Origin of the sequence: Streptomyces sp. NPDC004284 (assembly GCF_042874035.1) — a bacterium.
Lineage (GTDB): Bacteria > Actinomycetota > Actinomycetes > Streptomycetales > Streptomycetaceae > Streptomyces.
This window is the reverse complement of record NZ_JBIAMJ010000014.1, coordinates 87,876-108,853: the sequence shown is the minus strand read 5'-3', so window position 1 is coordinate 108,853 and position 20,978 is coordinate 87,876. Positions and strand designations below refer to the sequence as shown.

10 protein-coding genes are annotated in these 20,978 nt (G+C 71.8%); 3 read left to right on the top strand and 7 right to left on the bottom strand.

Features of this window, described 5'->3' with window-relative positions:
• Window positions 1–95 precede the first annotated feature (95 nt).
• Window positions 96–275: a hypothetical protein gene (locus ACFYUS_RS29290; protein ID WP_388858492.1), complete on the top strand. Its 180-nt coding sequence runs from the start codon at window positions 96–98 to the stop codon at window positions 273–275.
• Here the strand turns inward: ACFYUS_RS29290 and ACFYUS_RS29285 are convergent.
• The 7 genes from ACFYUS_RS29285 to ACFYUS_RS29255 all read right to left on the bottom strand — a co-directional run bounded on the left by ACFYUS_RS29285 (window position 272) and on the right by ACFYUS_RS29255 (window position 9,803).
• Window positions 272–1,033 carry a thioesterase II family protein gene (locus tag ACFYUS_RS29285; protein WP_388858488.1) on the bottom strand — a complete coding sequence of 254 codons (762 nt, stop codon included), beginning with the start codon at window positions 1,031–1,033 and terminating at the stop codon, window positions 272–274. The genes ACFYUS_RS29290 and ACFYUS_RS29285 overlap by 4 nt on opposite strands.
• A gap of 2 nt (window positions 1,034–1,035) precedes the next feature.
• Window positions 1,036–2,061: a GntG family PLP-dependent aldolase gene (locus tag ACFYUS_RS29280; protein ID WP_388858485.1), complete on the bottom strand. Its 1,026-nt coding sequence runs from the start codon at window positions 2,059–2,061 to the stop codon at window positions 1,036–1,038.
• 5 nt (window positions 2,062–2,066) lie between these two features.
• On the bottom strand, window positions 2,067–4,367 hold the full coding sequence (locus tag ACFYUS_RS29275; protein WP_388858482.1) for a pyridoxal-phosphate dependent enzyme: 2,301 nt from the start codon (window positions 4,365–4,367) through the stop codon (window positions 2,067–2,069).
• Between the two features lie 37 nt (window positions 4,368–4,404).
• Window positions 4,405–5,319 (bottom strand): kinase, encoded by a 915-nt coding sequence (locus ACFYUS_RS29270; protein ID WP_388858479.1) that lies wholly within the window; start codon window positions 5,317–5,319, stop codon window positions 4,405–4,407.
• Window positions 5,320–5,359: 40 nt separating this feature from the next.
• Window positions 5,360–6,871 carry an argininosuccinate lyase gene (locus tag ACFYUS_RS29265; protein ID WP_388858476.1) on the bottom strand — a complete coding sequence of 504 codons (1,512 nt, stop codon included), beginning with the start codon at window positions 6,869–6,871 and terminating at the stop codon, window positions 5,360–5,362.
• Window positions 6,872–6,903: 32 nt separating this feature from the next.
• The gene (locus tag ACFYUS_RS29260; RefSeq protein ID WP_388858473.1) at window positions 6,904–7,776 is read right to left on the bottom strand and encodes a phytanoyl-CoA dioxygenase family protein; all 873 of its coding nucleotides are present in this window, start codon (window positions 7,774–7,776) and stop codon (window positions 6,904–6,906) included.
• A 122-nt stretch (window positions 7,777–7,898) separates the two neighbouring features.
• Complete coding sequence (locus tag ACFYUS_RS29255) at window positions 7,899–9,803, bottom strand: amino acid adenylation domain-containing protein (protein WP_388858470.1); 1,905 nt, start codon at window positions 9,801–9,803, stop codon at window positions 7,899–7,901.
• A 312-nt stretch (window positions 9,804–10,115) separates the two neighbouring features.
• Here ACFYUS_RS29255 and ACFYUS_RS29250 point away from each other — a divergent pair, with 312 nt between their 5' ends.
• Together ACFYUS_RS29250 and ACFYUS_RS29245 are read left to right on the top strand one after the other, a co-directional pair.
• Complete coding sequence (locus ACFYUS_RS29250; RefSeq protein ID WP_388858467.1) at window positions 10,116–15,203, top strand: amino acid adenylation domain-containing protein; 5,088 nt, start codon at window positions 10,116–10,118, stop codon at window positions 15,201–15,203.
• Complete coding sequence (locus ACFYUS_RS29245; RefSeq protein WP_388858464.1) at window positions 15,200–20,920, top strand: amino acid adenylation domain-containing protein; 5,721 nt, start codon at window positions 15,200–15,202, stop codon at window positions 20,918–20,920. The genes ACFYUS_RS29250 and ACFYUS_RS29245 overlap by 4 nt, the downstream gene beginning before the upstream one ends.
• Window positions 20,921–20,978 lie beyond the last annotated feature (58 nt).

The following is a 20,978-nucleotide window of genomic DNA, read 5'->3' as shown; positions in this document are numbered from 1 at the left end:
GCCGCCCGGCCGATCGTCCCGAGCACCGACCCCGTGGCGCGGATCGAGGGCGGGGGCGTGCGGCCCGTGGTGGGGGCGGCTGCCGTGTGAACGCGATGTCCGCGATCAGCACCCGGGGCCGGATGCGCTTCACGGTCTTCACCGAGCCGTTCGGCGCGAAGGGCATGTGCCGCTTCCTCGCCCGTGACGACGAAGCCCGTACCGTACCCACCTCACGGCTCGTCGAGGTGGGTGACGGATCGTCTCCGGCGTGGGTCGGGCGGCGGTCTGTCTAGATCCGTCCCTCCCCCGGCATCAGACGGGAGGTCACCAGGTCGACCACCTCGGGCTCGGAGGGGCGGAGGTAGAAGTGGTCGCCCTCGAAGACGCGGACTTCCGCGCCCGCGGTCGTGCGGCGGCCCCAGGAGGTCAGGTTCTGCGGGGGGCAGACGGGATCGCGGTCGCCGCCGCAGGCCGTGATGGGGGCGGTGACGGTGGCGTCCGGTTCCGTGCGGTAGGCGGCGAGGAGGCGGTAGTCGGCGCAGACCGGTGGAAGCAGCAGTTCCCGCAGTTCGGGATCGTCGTAGACCGCGGCGCCTTCCGGGTCCAGCAGGCGGATCGACGCGAGGACCGCCTCCTCGTCCGGTGGGGGGACCGGATCGGGGAGCACGCCCGTCGCGGGGGCGCTCCGGCCCGAGACGAAGAGCCGTACGGGGGTGACACCCGTACGGTCTTCGAGCCGGCGTGCCACCTCGAAGGCGACGGCGGAGCCCATGCTGTGGCCGAACAGGGCCAGCGGGGCGTCGGCGTAGGGCTTCAGGGCGTCCGTGATCCGGTCCGCCATCTCGTCCATCGTCGTGACACAGGGCTCGGACAGCCGGGTGCGCCGGCCGGGGTACTGGACGGCGAGCAGTTCCAGCTCCGGTGGCACGCGGGCGGCCCAGCCGTGGAACAGGCTGGTGGTTCCGCCCGCGTGGGGGAAGCACACCAGGCGCACCGAGGGGCGGTGCGCGGCGTACCGGTGGAACCAGGGACCGTCTGGTGCGAGGCTCATGCTCAGGCCGCCAGGACCTGGCGGACGATGTCGACGGCGCGGTCGATGTCCCGCGCGTTCACTCCCGCGTGGGTCACCGCCCGTACCCTCCCGTGACCGAGTTCCCCGACGGCCAGACCGGCGTCCCGGACGGCCTCGACGAAGGTGCTCCAGGTGAAGCGCGGGTCGGTGACGCGGAACATCACGATGTTCGTCTGCACGGCTCCCGGATCCGTCTCGATGCCGTCGATCTCGGCGAGGCCGGTGGCGAGCCGGCGCGCGTTGGCGTGGTCCTCCGCGAGGCGGTCGGCGTTCTCGATGGCGACGATGCCGGCGGCCGCGATCAGGCCGGCCTGCCGCATGCCGCCGCCGAGCATCTTGCGGATGCGGCGCACCTCGGTGATGAAGTCCTCGTCGCCCGCGACGACCGAACCGATGGGGGCGGAGAGCCCCTTCGAGAGGCAGAACTGGACGGAGTCGGCGTACTGCGCGATCTCCGCCGCCTCGACCCCGGAGCCGACCGCGGCGTTGAAGATCCGGGCGCCGTCCAGGTGGACCCGCACCCCGCGTTCGTCGGCGAACCGGCGCACGTCCCGCAGGTACTCCTGGGGGAGGATGACGCCGCCGCAGCGGTTCTGGGTGTTCTCCAGGCAGATCAGCGCGGGCAGCGCGAACTGCGGGTCCGTCGTGTCGTCGGGGAAGCCCTTGGCGAGGTCGGAGATCAGGAGCCGGCCGTCCGGCTGGGTGGGGACCGGCTCGTAGACGACGCCGCCGCAGACCGAGGCTCCGCCCGCCTCGTAGATGTAGATGTCGCTCTCCGTGCCCACCAGCGCCTTGGCGCCGCGGGGCGCTTGGGCCATGATCGCCGCCAGGTTGGCCATGGTGCCGCTGGGCGTCAGGCAGGCGGCCTGCTTGCCGAGGGTTCCGGCGGCGAGCTCTTCGAGGGCCCGGACGGTGGGGTCCTCGCCGTAGACGTCGTCGCCCAGGGGGGCGTCGGCCATGGCCTTCATCATGGCGGGCGTGGGCAGGGTGAAGGTGTCGCTGCGCATTTCGATCATGGTGCGGTAACTCCCGTGGAGTCGGTGTGGGACGGGTCCTCGATCCGGATCCTGATCAGGCCCTCGGCCTGCGCCAGGCTCTGCTCGACCTCGGCGGGCGTGCCGCCGTACGCGATGAGATGGCCGAGGCGGTGGTAGGCGTTGGCCGGGGGGCGGACGGGGGCGCCCGGCGCGGCGGTGACGGTGACGCGTTCGACGCCCGGCACGGCGGCCGCCTCGTCCGTGCCGTCGACGCCCGCGAGGGTGCCTTCCCTGTCCGCGAGCAGGAAGCGGATGCCGGCGTGGCCGGACCGTTCGGGTGCGAGGTGCGGCGGGAGCCCGGCGGCCACCCGGAGCTGCTGTTCGAGCAGGTCGACTCCGGTGGCCAGCCTGATGAGTTCGGGGATCATGCCGCCGGCGGGGCGCGGGTTGATCTCCATGATCGCCGCCCGGCCCCCGGCGAGGCGTACCTCGGTGTGCGTCGCGCCGCTGACCATGCCGGCGGCGGCCACGGCGCGTCGGGCGGCGTCCTCGACGGTCCGCGCGTCCTCGGCGCCGAGCGGTGCGGGGAAGAGGTGGGCGCACTCGACGAAGTGGGGGGTGCCGGTCACCGTCTTCTGCGTGATGCCGACGCAGGTGGTGCCCTCGGGTCCGCCGAAGAGTTCGACGCTGTACTCGGGGCCCTGGACGTACTCCTCGACGAGGACGCTGCGGGCGGTCGGCATGTCGCGCACGTTCGTCCGGACGCCGAGGATCCGCTCGGCCTGCTCCAGGGCCTGCTCGGCGCTGTGGCACAACAGCACGCCGTTCGATCCGGAGTCGTCCACGGGCTTCACCACGCACGGCAGTCCCACGGCGGTCACGGCGTCGGCCATCTGCTCGGCGGTCACCGGCTCGTGCACGACGGCGAAGCGGGGCTGGGGGACGTCCGCCTCCGCCAGACGGGCCCTCAGCCCGGCCTTGTTCCGGCACACGGCGGCCGCCTCGACCGGGTTGCCGGGCAGGTCGAGCAGCCGGGCGAGCTCGGCCACGGCGGGGACGTAGAAGTCGCTGGTGGTGGTCACGGCGGCGATCTCGTCGCGGCGGAAGCGTTCCGTCACGACGGTGCGCAGCTCGTCGGTGGTGTTGGTGTCGCAGACGACGACCTCGCAGCCGGTCTCCGCGAGGCCCGCGTACCGTTCGGGCCTGCTGGTGAGCAGGACCGGGCTCAGACCCAGGTCCTCGGCCTGCCGGAGGGCCATCATGCCGGTGCCCGTGGTGTTGGACTCGACGAACAGCATGCGGGGCACGACGTCGGTGGTGCTCTTGTTGACCGCGCGGGACCATGTCCGCACCACCGTGCCGTAGTCGACGGACTCGGGTGCGGTGGCGAGCGGCAGCTCCCGGACGGCGTGTTCCTGCCAGTGTTCGTCGCTGTAGACGGTGTCGGTGTAGCGGTCCCCGCGGTCGGGGAAGAGGCCGACGATCCGCGTTCCGGGCTCGGCGCGGCGGGCGAGGTCGGTCAGGACGCGGTAGACGGATCCGGAGGTGTTGCCGCCGAAGATCTGCTGCTCCGCCGCGAGGGCGCGGGTCGCGGCGAAGGCCTCGTGGTCGTTGAGCCAGTGCACCTCGTCGATGACCCCGTGGTCCAGGTTCTCCGGTACGAGGCTGTTGCCCAGGCCGCTCTGGAGCCGGCGCGGCTCGTCGGGCTGGGCGAACAGCGCGCTGCCGACGCAGTCGACGCCGACCGTGAACAGGTGCGGGAGTCGTTCGCGCAGGGCCCGGGTGGAGCCACAGAGCGAGCCGCCGCTGCCCACCGATCCGACGAGGACGTCGATGTGGCCGAGGTCGGCGAGGAGTTCGGAGGCGAGGGCACGGTAGGCGGCCGGGTTGTCGGGGTTGCTGTACTGCTGGGGCCAGAAGGCGCCCGGCAGGTTCGCCATCAGCTCCTCCAGGCGTTGCAGCCGGGCGCCCTGCCAGCCCTGCTCGGACATCGCCTCGACGATGTGCACCCGGCAGCCCAGCGCCTGGAGCTTGCCGAGCGTGATGCCGTCGATGCGGGGGTCGGTGACGATGTGCACCGGGTGTCCGAGGGAGGCGCCCACCAGGGCGACGCCCAGGGCCATGGTCCCCGAGGAACTCTCGACGATCGGGGCGCCCTCGGTGAGCGCTCCGGTGCGCCGGGCCTCCAGGATGATGTTCCGGGCGACCCGGTCCTTCATGCCGAAGAGGTTCTGCAGTTCGAGTTTGGCGTAGACCTCGACGCCGGGGGGCGTCTCCATGCGCAGTCTGACGACCGGGGTGTGGCCGATCGCGTCGTGGACGCTGTCGAAGAGCATCGTCATCATCCTTGTGGGGGGGCGGCGGACCGCTGGGTCACGGTGTGGTGGCGGGCAGGGAGCGGTGGACCGAGACGCTGCCGTTCCAGGGGGCGCACGACGCTCGTACGTGTGCGATCTTGCTGTCGCGTTCGGTGTCGTCGCCGGCGAGCAGGATGCCGAGCATCGTGCCGCTGTGGGCGAGGACGAGCCCGAAGCCCTCGATCTCGGCGCAGAGGCGTCGCATGTCCTCGAAGTGACCGCGTCTGCGCAGCCGTCCGTTCATCTCTGCGCTCCAGGTGGCGACCCGGCCGACGGTGCGGAGGTCGCCGCCGCGGATCGCCTCGGCGAGGACGGCGAGCTGGTCGCCGTACCCCTCCTTGTCTGCGGAGCTGAACGGCTTGGGCATGCGGTTGAATCCGATGGTGTCGACCTCGCCGCCCTCGTCGTGGGCGACGACGGTCAGTTCCGGCAGCCGGCCGAGGCGTTCGCGGAGCCGTACGGCCCGGTGGTAGAACGCCACGACGCCCTCGTACATGACGCCGTCGGACGGTTCCACGCCCCTGAGGAAGGACTCGATGGCCTCCTCGTCGAAGTGGATGCCGAAGGCGTCCCCGATGGCACGGGCGGTCGCCACCAGGTCCGCGGAGGAGCTGGCGAACCCCTTCCCCTCCGGGAGGTCGCTGGTGAGCTCCAGCTCGCCGCCGCCGGGAAGGCCACAGGTGTCCATGACGATCCGGGCCAGGCGCTGGGCCTTCACCTTGTGCGGCGGCGAGACCGTGATCCGGGTGCCGGAGGACCGGGGCCGGAACACGGCCGTGGTCCACCGGTCGACCGGGAAGGTGACGAGGAAGTCCAGGTCGGTGTCGGGCAGGACTCCCTGGAGCAGCTCGCCGAAGGTACCGAAGGCGCGGCCGGAGCCGGCGATCAGATCGCCGCTCTCCGGGCCGGAAGCGGCCAGTACTCTCTCCATCTCAGAAACAGCCCCCCGTGGTGCGCGTGGCGCACGCGTGTCATCCGATACCGAGTTCGTGATTCGTCCGGGCGAGTGCGCCCGCGGTCGTCTCGCGGCGGGTCCTGCATTCACCGGCCAGACGCGCCCGTTCCGTGGCGTGGTCGGCCAGGAGTGCGGCGACCGCTTCCGGGTGCACCGAGCCGCTCGTCCGCTTCTCCAGGCTCCTGCCGACGTCGAAGGACTCGGCCAGGATGCGCTCGGGATCCTTCAGCCGGTGGCCCAGTCCGTCGGCGGCGGCGCGAAGGAGGTCCGCGTCGATGTCCCGTGGCGCGCGCCCGGCCTCCAGGGCCGCCGTGATGTAGCGGCCGGCGAGGACCTGTGCCTGTCGCCAGGGCACGTTCTCGTCGAGGGTGAGGCGGTTGGCGAGCGAGAAGCCGCCCAGGTACTCGCGCTCGCACGCCGCCCTCATCCGGTCCTCGCGGAAGGTGAGGTGCTGGACGACGGCGGTGAACAGCCGCAGCAGGGAGCGGGCGTGGTCGAAGGCCGCGTACAGCGGAGCACCCGCCTCCTTGGAGACCTCCACCAGATTGGTGTACGGCGTGTTGCGCTGTCCGAGGAGTACGTCGACGTGGCAGCCGCTGAGGTGGGCCGTTCGGCCCCGGATCCGCTCGAGGACGGGGAAGTTCTTCTTCTGGGGCATGGCCGAGGAGATGCCGGACAGCTCGTCGGGCAGGTCGACGAAGCCGTACTCGCTGCTTCCCCAGGTCATGAGATCCGTGACGAACCGGCTGGCGACCGTCCCGAAGAGGGAGAGTTCGGCGGTGATCTCGGCGGTCCAGTTCCGGGCGGCGACACCGGTCAGCGCGTGCGGCTGAGCGGTGCGGAAGCCGAGCAGCCGCGCCATCCGGTCCCTGTCCCACGGCAGGTCCTGGCCCACCATGGCGCCGGAGCCCAGGGGGCAGTTGTCGATGCCGTCGTACGTGGCGAGCAGCCGGCGCACGGTGTGCAGGACCTCCCCCGCGACGGCCGCCAGATAGAACCCGGGGGTCATGATCTGGGCGGCCTGGAAGTGGGTGTGTCCCGGCATCGGCGCGTGCCGGAGGTCTGCGGCGGGCGCGAGGACGGCGTCGCAGAAGTCGAGCAGTCGCTCCGCGACTCCGATCAGGCTGTCCCGGCTGAAGGCCAGCTGGGCGCAGGACTGGAGGTCGTTGCGGCTGCGGTCGACGTGCCAGGCCGGCAGCGGCGCGTCGAGGCCGGCCTCGACGTGGCGCTCGATGGCGAAGGCGATGTCGGACATGTTGGCGTCCGGGTCCGCGACGATGCCCTTCTCCGCCGTGTCGAGGAGGCGGCCGACGGTACGTGCCTGCTCCTCGCTCAGCAGACCCATCCGGAGGTACTCCAGGGCGAGCACCTTCTCGATCGCCACGTACCAGGGGGCGAGGTGACGCGCCTCACGGGCGAACTGCGGTTCGAGCACCTCCTCGTGGAGGAGCCGGCTCGGTCCGCTCGCGATGCGTCCGGTGAGGGCGGCCGGGGCCGACCGGTGCTGGTCCGGGCGGCCCTGGCTCATGTGCGCTCCCTCTGCGGCACTGGTCTCCCTGCTCACAGGTAGGTGTTGAGGGGGTTGAACGAATCGCCGTGCACCTGGACGCACTGGTGGTCCCGGATGTCGAGGTTCGAGCCGTCGAAGGTGTCGTGCGTGGCGCGCTGCGGGTAGACCCAGGTGTCGCCCAGGGTGTAGCGGGCGTTGAGGGCGAGACGCATCTTCGCGCCCGGGAGCGAGGCCCGCGAGCGGTGCATGCAGCGCTCGGTGAAGATGACGTACTCGCCGGCCTTCATCGGGGTGGTCTTCGTGGCGCCCGGCGCCAGCTCGAAGGGCTCGGTGACGACGGCGAGCAGCGAGTCGAGGTGCTTGTCGAGCACGCCGAACAGCTCGTCCACGGAGTGGGCGTCGGTGTCGATGCCCTCGAAGACCCGTCGGGTGTCGATGTCCAGGAGGAGGCTGTTGTTGGCCGCCCGCTGGAGCAGGTCCTCGCGCGTCCTGACCCGGTTCCGGGGGTCGACGTAGGCGCCGGACTCGGTGAGCTTGACCATGCGCTTCGGGTAGGCGGTCTGCTGGGAGCCGGTGACGAACTCCATGACGCCGTCGTCCTCGGAGACGTCCGTCAGCGCCATCCACATCGTCCAGTCCCACTGGCCGGCGGGGTTGAACGGGTAGAGGGCCGGGCGGTGTCCGCCGACCTCCTCGCCGTCGAAGTACCCGTACTCCTGGTGCCAGTCGATGGCGCCGTCTCCGGGGAACTTCTCGAAGAGCTTGCTGCGCCACAGTACGAGCGAGTCGGCTCCGGTGACCTGGGCGACGGTCTTGGTGAGCTCGGGGGCGGTCAGGATCTCGCGTACGGAATCGTTGACGAGATGCCAGTCGCGCAGCGAGTAACGGCCGTACATCGGGTGAACGGGCTGGTCCTCAAGCACGCCGCCGAAGAATTCGGCGAGTCGGTCGATCGTCTCTCGCGGGGCGAAGCTGGGAAAGGGGCCAGCAAATCCATCGGCGTTTATGTCGTTCGACACAGGCTGTGTTCCTTCCATGGGATTCGTCATTTCCTTCCTTCTTCCTTCGTGATATCCGACGCCTGAATTCTGCGGAACAGCTCCTGGACCTCTCCGTCGTCCATCTCGCTGATTCTGGCCACGAGTTCCTTCTCGATCTCGGCCGCCATGTCCCGGAGCACCGGGAACTCGAATGCCGTGGCGAGCGGGAACTCGATGCCGAACCGGCGGCGGACCTGGTCGGCGAGCCGGGTGGCGAGCAGGGAATGCCCGCCGAGGTCGAAGAAGCCGTCCGAGGCGCCGATCGACGGGAGCTCCAGGAGGGACCGCCAGATTTCGGCCAGCGCCTCCTCCGCCGGGCCGGCCGGCGGGTCCTGTACCGCACCGGGCCGATCGGTGAGGGTGCCCGGATCGGGCAGCCGGGCCCGGTCGATCTTGCCGTGCGCGGTGAGCGGGAAGCTGTCCAGCACCACCAGGAACGAGGGGACCATGTAGTCGGGCAGCCGGTCCGCGAGGTGGCCGCGCAGCCGGTCCGGCTCGGGGACGTTCCGCGGGTCGAGCCGTGTGACGTAGGCGACGAGCCGCGCCAGGTCGCCCGAGGACCGGTGGACCGTCACCACGGCCTCGCTGACCAGGGGATGACCGGCGAGCGCGGCCTCGATCTCGCCGAGCTCCACCCGCATGCCGCGGATCTTCACCTGGTGGTCGTTGCGCCCGGCGAACTTCAGGGAACCGTCCGGGCGCCGGTATCCCTGGTCGCCCGTGCGGTACATGCGCTCGCCGGGGTGGAACGGATCGGGGACGAAGGCCGCCGCGGTGCGCGCCGGGTCCTTCAGATAGCCGCGGGCCAGACCCACGCCCGCGATGTACAGCTCGCCGACGACACCGACCGGGACCTGCGCGAAGTCCTCGTCGAGGACGTACACCCGGTTGTTGTCGAAGGGGGTGCCGAGACTGACGGCACCGGTGTCCTCCTCGTCGTCGGGCCCGCAGGTGTGGATGGTCGAGTCGATGGACACCTCGGTGGCGCCCCAGGTGTTGTGCAGTCCGACGTCCGTGAGGCTCTCGTGGAACCGGGCGACGGTCGCCGGGCCGAGGGCCTCCCCGCTGGACACGACGTTCCGCAGCGCGGAGAGTCCGTCCCGGTCCTGCTCGGTGAGTCCGTCCAGGATCATCGTCAGCATGCTCGGTACGACCTGGAGCAGCACGCTGCGGTGGCGGACGGCGGCGTCGACGACGGCTCGCGGGTCGCGGTGCAGACCGGGGTCGAGCAGGGCGACCGTACCACCGTTGGCCAGCGGCCAGAACAGTTCGAGGGCCGAGTCGTCGAAGGTCAGCGTCGTCTTGTGCAGGACGGTGTCGCCCGGCCGCAGCCCGTGCCGGCGCTGCTGCCAGACCATCCGGTTGACCCAGCCGACGTGGGTGTTGGCGACCCCCTTGGGGGTCCCGGTGGATCCGGAGGTGAAGTAGACCGAGGCGAGGCCGAGGCCGTGCACGGATGTGTCGGGCCTGGTCGCGGGTAACGCGCCGATGACGGGCCGTTCGGTGTCCAGGGACACCGCGACGACGCGTTCGGGCAGTTGGGTCGTGCGCCGGGACGTGGTGAGGCAGACCGCGGCGTCCGCGCCGGCGAGGATGGTGTCCAGACGGGCGTCGGGACTCTCCACGTCGAGCGGAAGATAGGCGGCCCCCGCCTTGAGGATGCCTAAGAGGGCGACGACGAGTTCCGGCGAGCGGTCGATCAGCACGCCGACGACGTCGTCCGGAGACACGCCCAGGCCGATGAGATGGTGCGCCAGTCCGTTGGCCCGGTCGTCGAGCTCCCGGTAGGTCAGGCGTTCACCGTGTTGGACGACCGCGACGCGGTCGGGTGTCGCACGCGCCTGGTCTTCGAAAAGTCCGTGCAGCGGACGTTCCGCAGGGAACTCATGGAAAGTGTCATTCCATTCCATTGTCTTCCCTGTCGACGCATGCATCGACTCCCCTGTTTCCCCCATGCACATACCTTTCTCGCGTGCCCACCGATAGCCGGGCACAATGCCACCTGGATCGGGTGACGTGGAGACAAGTGACGTACTGCAACGCACGGACAGGGTCAGCCCCCGTGCTCACCAACAGTGACACGATGGCGACCAAAAGTCGAGAGGTTGTGGATCATGGACTGGGCCACTTGATCACGCTCTTGTGCGGGGCTTCCCGGCGACGCTAACGTGGCCGCGCTGTGACAGCGACCACTCATATCGCGTCCTTTATGCGGGGGAACAGTGAACTCCGACAGGCGACCCCTGGACTCTTCAAGACAAGAACTTCTTCGACTACTTCTGGCCAAAAAGCCTGAGACCTCTGGCGAGAACTCGCCAAAATTTTCGCCCACCTCCTCGACGGCGAAGGGTCCGCACGGGGAGGGCACGCCGGCCTCCGCCGCGCAGAGACGACTCTGGTTCCTCGACCAGTTCGGCGGACCGGATCCGGCCTACAACAGCCCGTTCCTGCTGACGCTGACGGGCCCGCTCGACGAACAGGCGCTGACCGACGCCGTGAACGATCTCGTCGGGCGCCACGAGGTGCTCCGCACCGCCTTCGGCATCGAAGCCGACGAGGTCGTCCAGGTCGTCGCACCGGAGGCCGCCGTACCGCACACCGTGGTGGACCTGAGCGGACTCGACCCCGCGGACGCCGAATCCCGGGCCCGTGAGGAGATCGGACGCGCCGCGCGTCTGCCCTTCGCCCTGGACACCGCCCCGCTGCTGCGCACGCACCTCTTCCGGCTTCCCGGAGACCTGCGGTACGTCCTGCTCAACGTGCACCACAGCGTCACCGACGGCTGGTCCGAGGACATCCTCTTCTCCGAGCTCGAGCGGTGCTACACCGCCCGCGCCGAGGGCGGGGCGCCTCGACTCCCCGCGCCCGCCCGGCAGTACGCGGACTACGCGCGCTGGGAGGCCGGCCATGACGCCGCGCAGGGCTTCGACCAGCAGGTGGCGTACTGGGCGGACCGGCTGACCGGCGCCACCGCGCCGCTGCGGCTTCCCTACGACCGGACGCGCCCGGCCCGGCCGTCGACGGACGGCGACTCGGTCCATCTGGACCTGCCGCTCGACCTCCAGCGCCGACTGCTGACGACGAAGGCCACGCACGGCCACTCGCCGTACACCGTCTTCGCCGCCGCTCTGTCCGTCGTCCTGAGCGACCACACCGAGCGGCCCGGCGGGCCCGTGGTGCTCGGCGCTCCGGTGGCCAACCGGGCGAGCCAGGAGTGGGAGTCGACGGTCGGCTTCTTCGTCAACACGCTCGCCCTGCGCGTCGAGCCCGGCCCCGAGTCGACACTGGCCGAGCTGCTCGACCAGGTGCGTACGACGGTCGTGGAGGGCCTCGCGCACCAGGAGGTGCCCTTCGACCGGGTGGTGGACGCGCTCGGAGTGGAGCGCGTGCCGGGTGTGAACCCGCTGTTCCAGGTGATGTGCACGGTCAACGAGGCGCCGAAGGCCCCCTCGTTAGGCGGCGTCGGGGTCACGCTCACGGAACTGGAGACCGGGACGGCGAAGTTCGACCTGGAGTTCAAGACCCGCATCGGCGAGGACGGTGTCGAGTCGTGGCTGGAATACCCCACCGAACTGTTCGACCGTCGTACGATCGAGACGCTCGCCGACCGGGTACGCACGGTGCTGACCGCCCTGGTGGACGAGCCCGGCCGGCGGATCGGCACCCTCTCCCTGCTGTCGGCGGACGAGCGCTCGCGGCTCGCCCCGGCGACCCCCGCCGCGTCCGCCCCGGACCCGGCACCCGCCGGACCCGGGTCCGAGGGCGCGCCGGAGGCTCCGCGGACCGCGACCGAGCGTGCCGTCGCCGACATCTGGTCGGATGTGCTCGGCCTTCCGGACCTCACTCGTGACCAGGACTTCTTCCACAGCGGTGGCAACTCGCTCATGGCCACGAAGGTCATGATCCGGGTACGCCGCCTGTGGGACGTGTCCGTCACGGTACGACTGCTCTTCGAGGCTCCCGTGCTCCGCGCCTTCGCGGAGGCGATCGACGACGCGGTCGGCGCTCCCGCCGAGGACGCTCCGGCCGCCGCCCCGGTCACCGGGACGGCCGCGACGGACCCGGAGCCCCGGACCCCCCTGGTGCCCCGGGACAGGCCCCTGCCGCTCTCGTTCGGCCAGGAGCGGCTGTGGTTCATCGACCAGCTGGAGCCGCCGAGTTCCGCGTACCACATCCCCTACCTCTGCGAGGTGCGCGGGACCCTCGACGTGGACGCCCTGGAGCGTGCCGCGAACCGGGTGGTCGCACGCCACGAGGTGCTGCGGACGAGGGTCGCCGTCGTGGACGGGGCACCCGCCCAGCTGCTCGTCGAGGACTTCCGGCTGCCGGTCCCCGTGGTCGACCTGTCCGGGGAGGGCCTCGACACGGCGGTGAGCGCGGCGCACGCGTTCGTCGACGTGCCCTTCGACCTGACCGCGGGACCGCCGCTGCGGGCCGTGGTCCACCGCCTGGGCTCCACGCACCACGTGGTCACGTTCTGCTGGCACCACAGTGTCTTCGACGGCTGGTCGACGACGGTGTTCCTGCGCGAACTCGCCGACTTCTACCGCGAGGAGGCCGGTGGGCCGGCCGCCGACGTGCCCGAGCTGCCCCTGCAGTACGCCGACTACGCGGCCTGGCAGCGGCAGTCGCTGAGCGGTGAGCAGCTGACGGGCCAGCTGGAGTACTGGAAGGAGCAGCTCGACGGGGCCCCGGCGCTGTCCGGGCTTCCGCCGGACCACGCCCGGCCGCCGGTGCGGGCCGCGGGGGGCGCGGGTGTGTCCGCGGCGCTGCCCGCCGACCTGGTGGAGCGGCTGGAGAAGGTCGCGCGCGACGCGGACGCCACGCTCTACATGACGTTGCTCGCCGCGTTCCAGGTGCTGCTGCTCCGCAACGGCGGCCAGCAGGACATGGTGGTGGGCGCGACGGTCGCCAACCGGCAGCACCCGGACTCGGAGCAGTTGATCGGGTTCTTCGTCAACACCCTCGCGCTGCGTGCCGACGTGTCCGGTGATCCGTCCTTCCACGACCTGCTGGGGCGGGTGCGCGGTGGGGTCCTCGGCGCCCTCGCGCACCAGGACCTGCCGCTGGACAAGTTGGCCGAGGCGCTGCGCCCGGACCGCTCGCTCAGTTACAACCCGCTGTTCCAGGTGGCCTTCGACCTGATGGAGGAGCCGGAGTGGGAGCCGCGGCTCGCGGATCTGACGACCCGTCCGCTGGCGGTGGCCGACCCCACGTCGCTGTTCGACCTCACCATGGTGGTCGCCCGCAAGGCGGACGGCTGGGTGACCGAGCTCCAGTACAGCACCGACCTCTTCCGCCGCTCGACCATGGAGCGTCTCCTGGAGCGCTGGGAGGTGCTGCTGCGGGGGATCGTCGACGACCCGGCCGCCCGGCTGTCCGGGCTGCCGGTCCTCACCTCCGGTGACCGCTCCCTCATCGCGACGGCGAGTCCGGGAGTCCCGCAGTCGCTGCGCTCGTCCGGCGTGACGCACGAACTCTTCGAGGCCGTCGCACGCCGCGACCCCGCCGCCGTCGCGCTCGAACAGGGCTCGACCCGCCTCACGTACGGCGAACTCGACGTGCGGGCCAACCAGTTGGCCCACCGTCTCGTCGAGGTCGGTGTGCGGCGCGGGGACCGGGTCATGCTGCGGCTCGACCGCTCCCCCGAGATGGTGATCGCGGCGCTCGCCACGATGAAGGCCGGCGCGGCCTATCTCCCGGTGGACGGCAGGTCGCCGGAGCAGCGGCTGGCCCACATCGCCGAGAACGCCCGCGCGGCCGCGGTCGTCACCACCTCGCACGTCCGGGACGACAGCACGGCGCTCGCCGCCATCCGGGTCGACCTCGACTCCGACCACGAGGCGATCCGCCGGCTCCCCGGCACACCGCCGGACCGGCCGGTCGGACCCGGAGACGCCGCGTACGTCATCTACACCTCGGGCTCCACCGGACGGCCCAACGGCGTGGAGGTCGCACACGGCAGCCTGGTGAACCTCATCGAGTGGCGCCACGCGGACTACGGCCTCGGTCCGGCCGACCGGAGCACCTGGCTGGGCGGCATCGCGTTCGACATCTCCGTGGGCGAGCTCTGGCCGATGCTGACCGCCGGAGGCACCGTCTGCATGTTCGAGCCGGGCGAGGTGCTGTCCGGGCCGGAGATGGTGCGGTGGCTGTACGAACGGGACATCACCGTCACCGACCTGGTGACCCCGCTCGCGGAGACCGTCCTGGAGACGCGGTGGCCCGCCGACAGCCGGCTCCGGCTGCTGTTCACCGGCGGCGACGCCCTGCGCCGCAGGCCGCTGCCGGACGCCCCCTTCCAGCTGATCAACTGCTACGGCCCGACGGAGACCACCGTGGAGTCGACGGTCGCGGTGATCGGCCCGGCGCCTTCGGACGGCACCCCCGTCGGCTCGCCGCCCATCGGCCGCCCCCTCGCCAATACCGTGATCCACGTCCTGGACGCCTCGTTCGACCACGTCGGGCCGGGCGTTCCGGGAGAGGTGTTCATCGGCGGCGCGGGCGTCGCGACCGGCTATGTGCGCAATCCCTCGCTCACGGCCGCGCGCTTCGTCCCCGACCCCTTCGGGGAGCCCGGGGCCCGGCTGTACCGGACCGGGGACCTCGCCCGGTGGCTGCCGGACGGGCAGCTGGAGTACCTGGGCCGGATCGACACCCAGGTGAAGATCCGCGGGCACCGCATCGAGCTCGACGAGATCGAGTCGGCCCTGCTCGACGTCGAAGGCGTGCGCGACGCCGTGGTGACCGCGCGGCGCAGCGAGACGCTGGGCACCTATCTGGTGGCCCATGTCGTGCCCGCGCGGCCGTCGGCCCCGCTGGGCGAGGAGGAGCTGCGCGAGCGGCTCGCCGAGCGGCTGCCGGACTACATGGTCCCGCCGTACGTCGTCTTCCTGCCCGAGCTCCCGCTCAACCGCAGCGGCAAGGTGGACCGCGCCGCGCTCCCCGCCCCGCAGCGGCGGCCGGAGCGGGAGGTCACGGAGCCCCGGACCGCGGAGGAGCGCGTGATCGCCGGCATCTGGCAGGAGCTGCTCGGCCTGGACCGCGTCGACGTGCACGAGAGTTTCTTCTCGCTCGGCGGACACTCCCTCCTCGCCACCCGGGTCGTGGCGGAGATCCGCTCCCGGCTCGGCCGCACCGTCGGCCTGGCCCGGTTCTTCGACGCGCCCACCGTGGCCGGTCTCGCCTCCGCCGCCCTGGCGGCGCGGGACGACGCGGCCGAGGAGCCGAAGGTCGTACGGCGCGCCCGCACCCGCAGGACCACCACCCGAACCCTTTCCGACCAGCCGAACGAGGGGAACGCTCGTTGAGCGGCGAGAACACGACCACCGGCGGGGACCGCGAGTACTTCCTCTTCGGGGCCTCACGCATCCAGCAGCAACTCTTCTACCTGCAGCAGCTTCTCGGTGACGCGCCGACGTACCACATCCCGCAGTTCTTCACCGTGCGGGGCGACCTCGACGAGCGTGCGCTGCGCGACGCGCTGGGCCGGCTGGTCGAACGGCACGAGGCCCTGCGCACCCATTTCGTCCTTCTGGACGGCGAGCTGCTCCAGGCCGTCGACCCGGAGGCCCGGGTGGACTGGAGGGTGCACGACTGCCCCACGGCCCAGGCCCTGGACGAGTGCGGGGCGCAGGAGGTCGCCCGCCCCTTCGACCTGGAGCGCGGACCGCTGTTCCGGGCGGTACTGATGCGGCGCGACGCGTCCGAGTCCGTACTGCTGCTGCACGCCCATCACACGGTCGCCGACGGCTGGTCGCTGGACGTCCTGGTCGAGGAGCTGTTCGACCTGTACGGCGCCCTGGCGCGGGGCGAGGAACCCGCGCTGCCCGAGGTGGAGTTCCAGTACGCCGACTACTCCGGGTGGCAGGAGGACTGGCTGGCCGGCGCCGGGGCGGAGGCGCAGCGCGCGTTCTGGTCGCGGACGCTCGAGGGCGGGCTCTCGGCCCTCCCGCTGCCCACGGACCTCCCGGGCGACCCGCACGGCACGGCGACGCCGGGCGCCACGCTGCGGCTGCCGCTTCCGCAGGACGCCGTCGACGCCCTGCGGAAGCTGGCCCGGTCGACCGACAGCACCCTGTTCATGGCCCTGTTCTCGGCCTTCACCGTGCTCCTTCGGTCCTGGACCGGCGTGGAGGACCTGGTCGTCGGCACCGCGGTCGCCAATCGCAACCGCCCCGAGTTCGCCCGGACCGTCGGCATGTTCGTCAACACGGTGGCCGTGCGCACGGACCTGACCGGTGATCCGGAGGTTCCCGAACTCCTGCGCCGCGTGCGGGAGTCGGTGCTCCGGGCGCAGGACCACCAGGACCTGCCCTTCGAGGCCGTCGTCGACGAGGTCGGCCCCGAGCGCCTCCCGGTCGGCGCGAACCCGATCTTCCAGGTGTTCTTCACCACCGGCGACGGCGAGCGGCTCCGCCGCCGGGTCGCGGGCCTGGACGTGGTGCCGGTCGAGGACAGCGCCACGACGGCGAAGTTCCCCCTGCTGTTCGACGTGCAGGAGGACGGGCCGCGGGTCGTCTGCGCGATCGACTACCGGACCGACCTGTTCTCCCCGGACCGGATCGAGGAGCTCGCCCGGAGCTTCTCCGAGGTGGTGCGGAACCTCGCGGACCGGCCGGACGCGCGCGTGAGCGAGCTGCTGGCTCCCGTCGCGGGAGGGATCGCCGCCGCGCCGCGGCCCCAGGCCCCGGCGCCGTCCGCGCCGGCCCCCGCGCCCTCGCCGTACGAGGACGAGGTGCCGTACGTGGCGCCCGGGAGCGATCTCGAGGTCACCCTCGCCGGGATCTGGGCGACGGTGCTCCGTCGCGACCGGGTGGGCATCGACGACAACTACTTCGAGATCGGCGGGGACTCCATCCGCAGCGTCCAGATCCTGGCGCACACGCGGGACGCCGGCCTGAAGATGTCGCTGATGGATCTGATGATGCATCAGACGGTGCGGGAGCTCGCGCTCGTCGTGGCTCCCTCGGACGGGCCGGGCACCGCTCCGGCCGCACCACCCGTGCACGAGCCGTTCCGGCTGCTCGACCCGGCCGACCGGGCCGCCGTGCCCGAGGGCGTCGAGGACGCCTATCCGATGACCGCGCTGCAGCAGGGCATGCTCTACCACAGCGAGGCGTCGCGGACCCGGCAGATCTACCACAACGTCGAGAGCTACCACCTGCGCGCCCGGTACTCCGAGGAGGCCTGGCGCTGGACGATCGAGCAGGTGATCGGGCGGCACGAGCTGTTCCGTACCTCGTTCGCCCTCGACGGTTTCCGTGAGCCCACGCAGCTCGTGCACCGCCGGATCGCTCCCCCGGTCACCTTCGAGGACCTGGCGGACCTGAGCCCGCAGGAGCAGGAGCAGGCGGTCGAGGCACGGTTCCGGTGGGAGGAGGAGCACCCGTTCGCCTGGGGCACGGCGCCGCTGATCCGCTTCCACGTCCAGCGGCGCGGCGACGACGCCTGCCAGTTCTGGGTGGTCTCGCACCACGCGATCATGGACGGCTGGAGCGAGCGCTCCCTCTTCACCGAGCTGATGAACCTGTACGTGCGGCGGCTGCGCGAGCCCGACGCGCCCGTTCCCGCGCCGCCGGCCTCCCGCTACTCCACCTTCGTGGCCCTCGAGCGCGAGGCGGTGCGCAGCGAGGAGCAGCAGGCCTTCTGGACGGGGCTCCTGGAGGACGCAACGCTGAGCGCCCTCCCCCGGTCGCGTCCCGCGACCGGCGCCCCTCGCATGGCGATCGGCGAGTTCGCCCTGCCGCGGGAGCTGTCTTGGTCGGTGATCGCCGTCGCCAAGCGGATGGCCGCACCCGTCAGGATCGTGCTGCTCACGGCCCATCTGCGGGTGATGTCCCTGCTCAGCGGCTCCCCGGACACGGTGACCGGAGTCGTCTACAACGGCCGGCCGGAGGAGGCCGACGGCGACCGGGTCGTCGGGCTGTTCCTGAACACGGTGCCCTTCCGGCTGCGCGCGGCGGGCGGGACCTGGGCGGATCTGATCCGGCAGGTCACCGCCGTGGACCTGGGGATCCAGCCGAACCGCCGCTACCCGATGCCGGAACTCCAGCGCCGGTTCGGCAGCACACCGATCTTCGAGTCCTTCTTCAACTACACCCACTTCCACGTGACCAACGGGGCCCCTTCGGACGACGAACTGACCGTCGTCGAGGAGCGCAGCGTCGTCCCGACGAACTTCACCTTCGGGGCCGAGTTCTCCCGGGACGAGTCGGGCGACGACATCGAACTCGCCCTGCGGTACGACGCGTCGCAGTTCGACGCGGAGGAGATCGAGCGGTACTTCGGCTACTACCGCGCCGCGCTGTCGGCCCTGACGGCCGGAGTGGACCAGCCCTACGCCCGGACCCCCCTCCTGCCCGCCGGCGAGCTGAGCGAGCTGGACGGGTGGAACGCCACCGACCGGCACTACGACCGGTCCCACGTCCTGCACACGCTGGTGGAGGAGCAGGCCCGGGTGTCCCCGGAGCGGGTCGCGGTGGTGTTCGACGGGACGCGGCTGACGTACGGGGAGCTGGACCGCCGGGCGAACCGGACCGCCCACCGGCTGCGCGAACTCGGCGCCGGAACGGGCCGCTTCGTCGGCGTGTGCATGGAGCGGTCCGCCGACATGGTGGTGGCGCTGCTCGCCGTCCTCAAGGCGGGGGCCGCGTACGTGCCGGTCTCCCCCGAGGATCCGGCGGCCCGGATCGGAAGTGTCCTCGAAGAGGCCGAGCCCGTCGTCGTCCTCGTGTCGGAGGAGCACGCGGCGATGGTGCGGGGTGCCTGCCGGGCTCAGGTCGTGGTGGCCGACGAGTCCCTCGGGGCCGGCCTGCCGGAGACCTCGCCGGCGGTGGACGTCAGCCCGGACGACCGGGCGTACATGATCTTCACCTCGGGGTCGACCGGCCGGCCGAAGGGCGTCCTGGTGTCGCACCGGGCGATCTGCAACCGGCTCCTGTGGATGCAGGAGGAGTTCACGCTCACCCCCGACGACCGGGTGCTCCAGAAGACCCCGCACACCTTCGACGTCTCCGTCTGGGAGTTCTTCTGGCCCCTGCTGACCGGCGCCGGGCTCGTCGTCGCGAAGCCGGGCGGTCATCGTGATCCCGTCTACCTGGCCGAGCTGATCCGGCGCGAGTCCGTCACCACCGTCCACTTCGTGCCGTCCATGCTGCGTGCCTTCCTCGACGCCGACGTCATCGGGCGGTGCACCGGCCTGGTGCGGGTGATCTGCAGCGGCGAGGCGCTCACCCACGAGGTGCAGGAGCGTTTCCACGCCGCCCATCCGGCCCGGCTGACGAACCTCTACGGTCCCACCGAGGCGGCCGTGGACGTCACCTGCTGGCACTGCGAGCGCGGCGGCTCCGGCGACGTCGTGCCCATCGGCCGGCCCATCGCGAACATGCGGACGCATGTGCTCGACGCGGACGGCCACCCGGCGCCGGTCGGGGTCCCGGGAGAGCTGTACCTCGCGGGTGTGGGCCTGGCCGAGGGCTATCACCGCCGGCCCGAGCTGACCGGCGAGTTCTTCGCCGAGCACCCGACGCCTTCCGGAGGGGCCGAGCGCCGCTACCGGACGGGCGACCTGGTGCGGCGCCTGCCGGACGGCAGCCTGGAGTACCTCGGGCGGGTCGACCACCAGGTGAAGATCCGCGGCTTCCGGGTGGAACTGCAGGAGATCGAGGCGGTGCTCTCGCTCCACCCCGATGTCGCCGCGTGCGCGGTCGCGCTCCGGGACGAGCGGCTCGTGGCCTTCGTCGTACCGGCGGCCGGGCGGTCCCGCTCCACCGGCCCGGGCGTGGACGACGGCGCGCTGCGCGCGTTCCTCTCCGAGCGGCTTCCGGACCACATGGTTCCGGTACGGTGGCAGCGGCTCGACGCGCTCCCGCTGTCCGCCAACGGCAAGACGGACCGCAAGGCCCTGCCGGAGCTCGCGTCGGACGGCCAGGGGCGACGGACCGCGGCACCCCCGGTCACCGGCCCGCAGAAGCGGCTCGTGGCCCTGTGGGAGGAGCTGTTCGACGTCCGGCCGATCGGCATCCACGACACGTTCACCGACCTCGGCGGGCATTCGCTGCTCGCGCTGCGCCTGCTCACGGCGATCCGGCGGGAGTTCGGGCAGTCCCTGCTCGTCACGGACCTGCTCCGGCACGACACGGTCGCCGCGCTGGCGGAGACGCTCACGCGTTCCTCCGACGGCGACACGGCCTCGCCGGGTGCGCGCCTGTCCCCCCTCCGCACCGCCGGGGAGGCCGGGGCCACGACGCCGCTGTTCCTGGTGCACCCGGTCGGTGGCGGCATCCTCTGCTACCGGGAGCTGGTGGCCTCGCTGACGGCGGCCGGCCCGGTCCACGGCCTGTCCGTGGAGGCCTTGCCCGAGGACGCGGTGGGCACGCTCTCCGTCGAGGGCATCGCCGCCCGGTACCTCGGTCTGGTCCGCGAGGAGCGGCCGACCGGTCCGTACCGACTGGCGGGCTGGTCGTTCGGCGGAGTGGTGGCCCTGGAGATGGCACGCCTGCTCAGGGAGGCGGGCGAGGACGTCGAGCTGCTCTTCGTCATCGACGCCGGCTTCCCCCGGCAGGAGGACGGGGAACCGGACGAGCACGAGGCGGCGACGCTGCTCCTGACGGATCTGCTCGGCGTGGCCGGCCTCGGTGGCGGAGCCGGCGCTCCGGACCTGTCCGCCGGTACGAGGACGGAGCTCCTCGACGGGCTGGCGGAACGGCTCACGGCGGCCGGCCTGCCCGATGCCGTCGACGCGGAGCGGCTGGCCTCGGCACTGGACGTGCTGCACACCCACGCCCTGGCGCACAGCCGCCACCGGCCCCGGACCGTTCCGGGAGACGTGACCTTCGTGGAGGGGGCCGCCGCACGGGAGACCGGCAGCACGGCGGGGTGGCGCACCGTCACCGGCGGCGCCTTCACCGTGCACGCCTTCGACGCGGACCACTACGACCTGCTGCGGTCTCCCGTCGTGGAACAGGTGGCCGCGCTCATCGACACACGGCTCGGCCGGCTCGACCGGCCGGCTCGACCGGCATGACCCACTCGATCGGCATGACCCACTCGATCGGCCGCGAAGGCTCGATCCGATCGGCCCG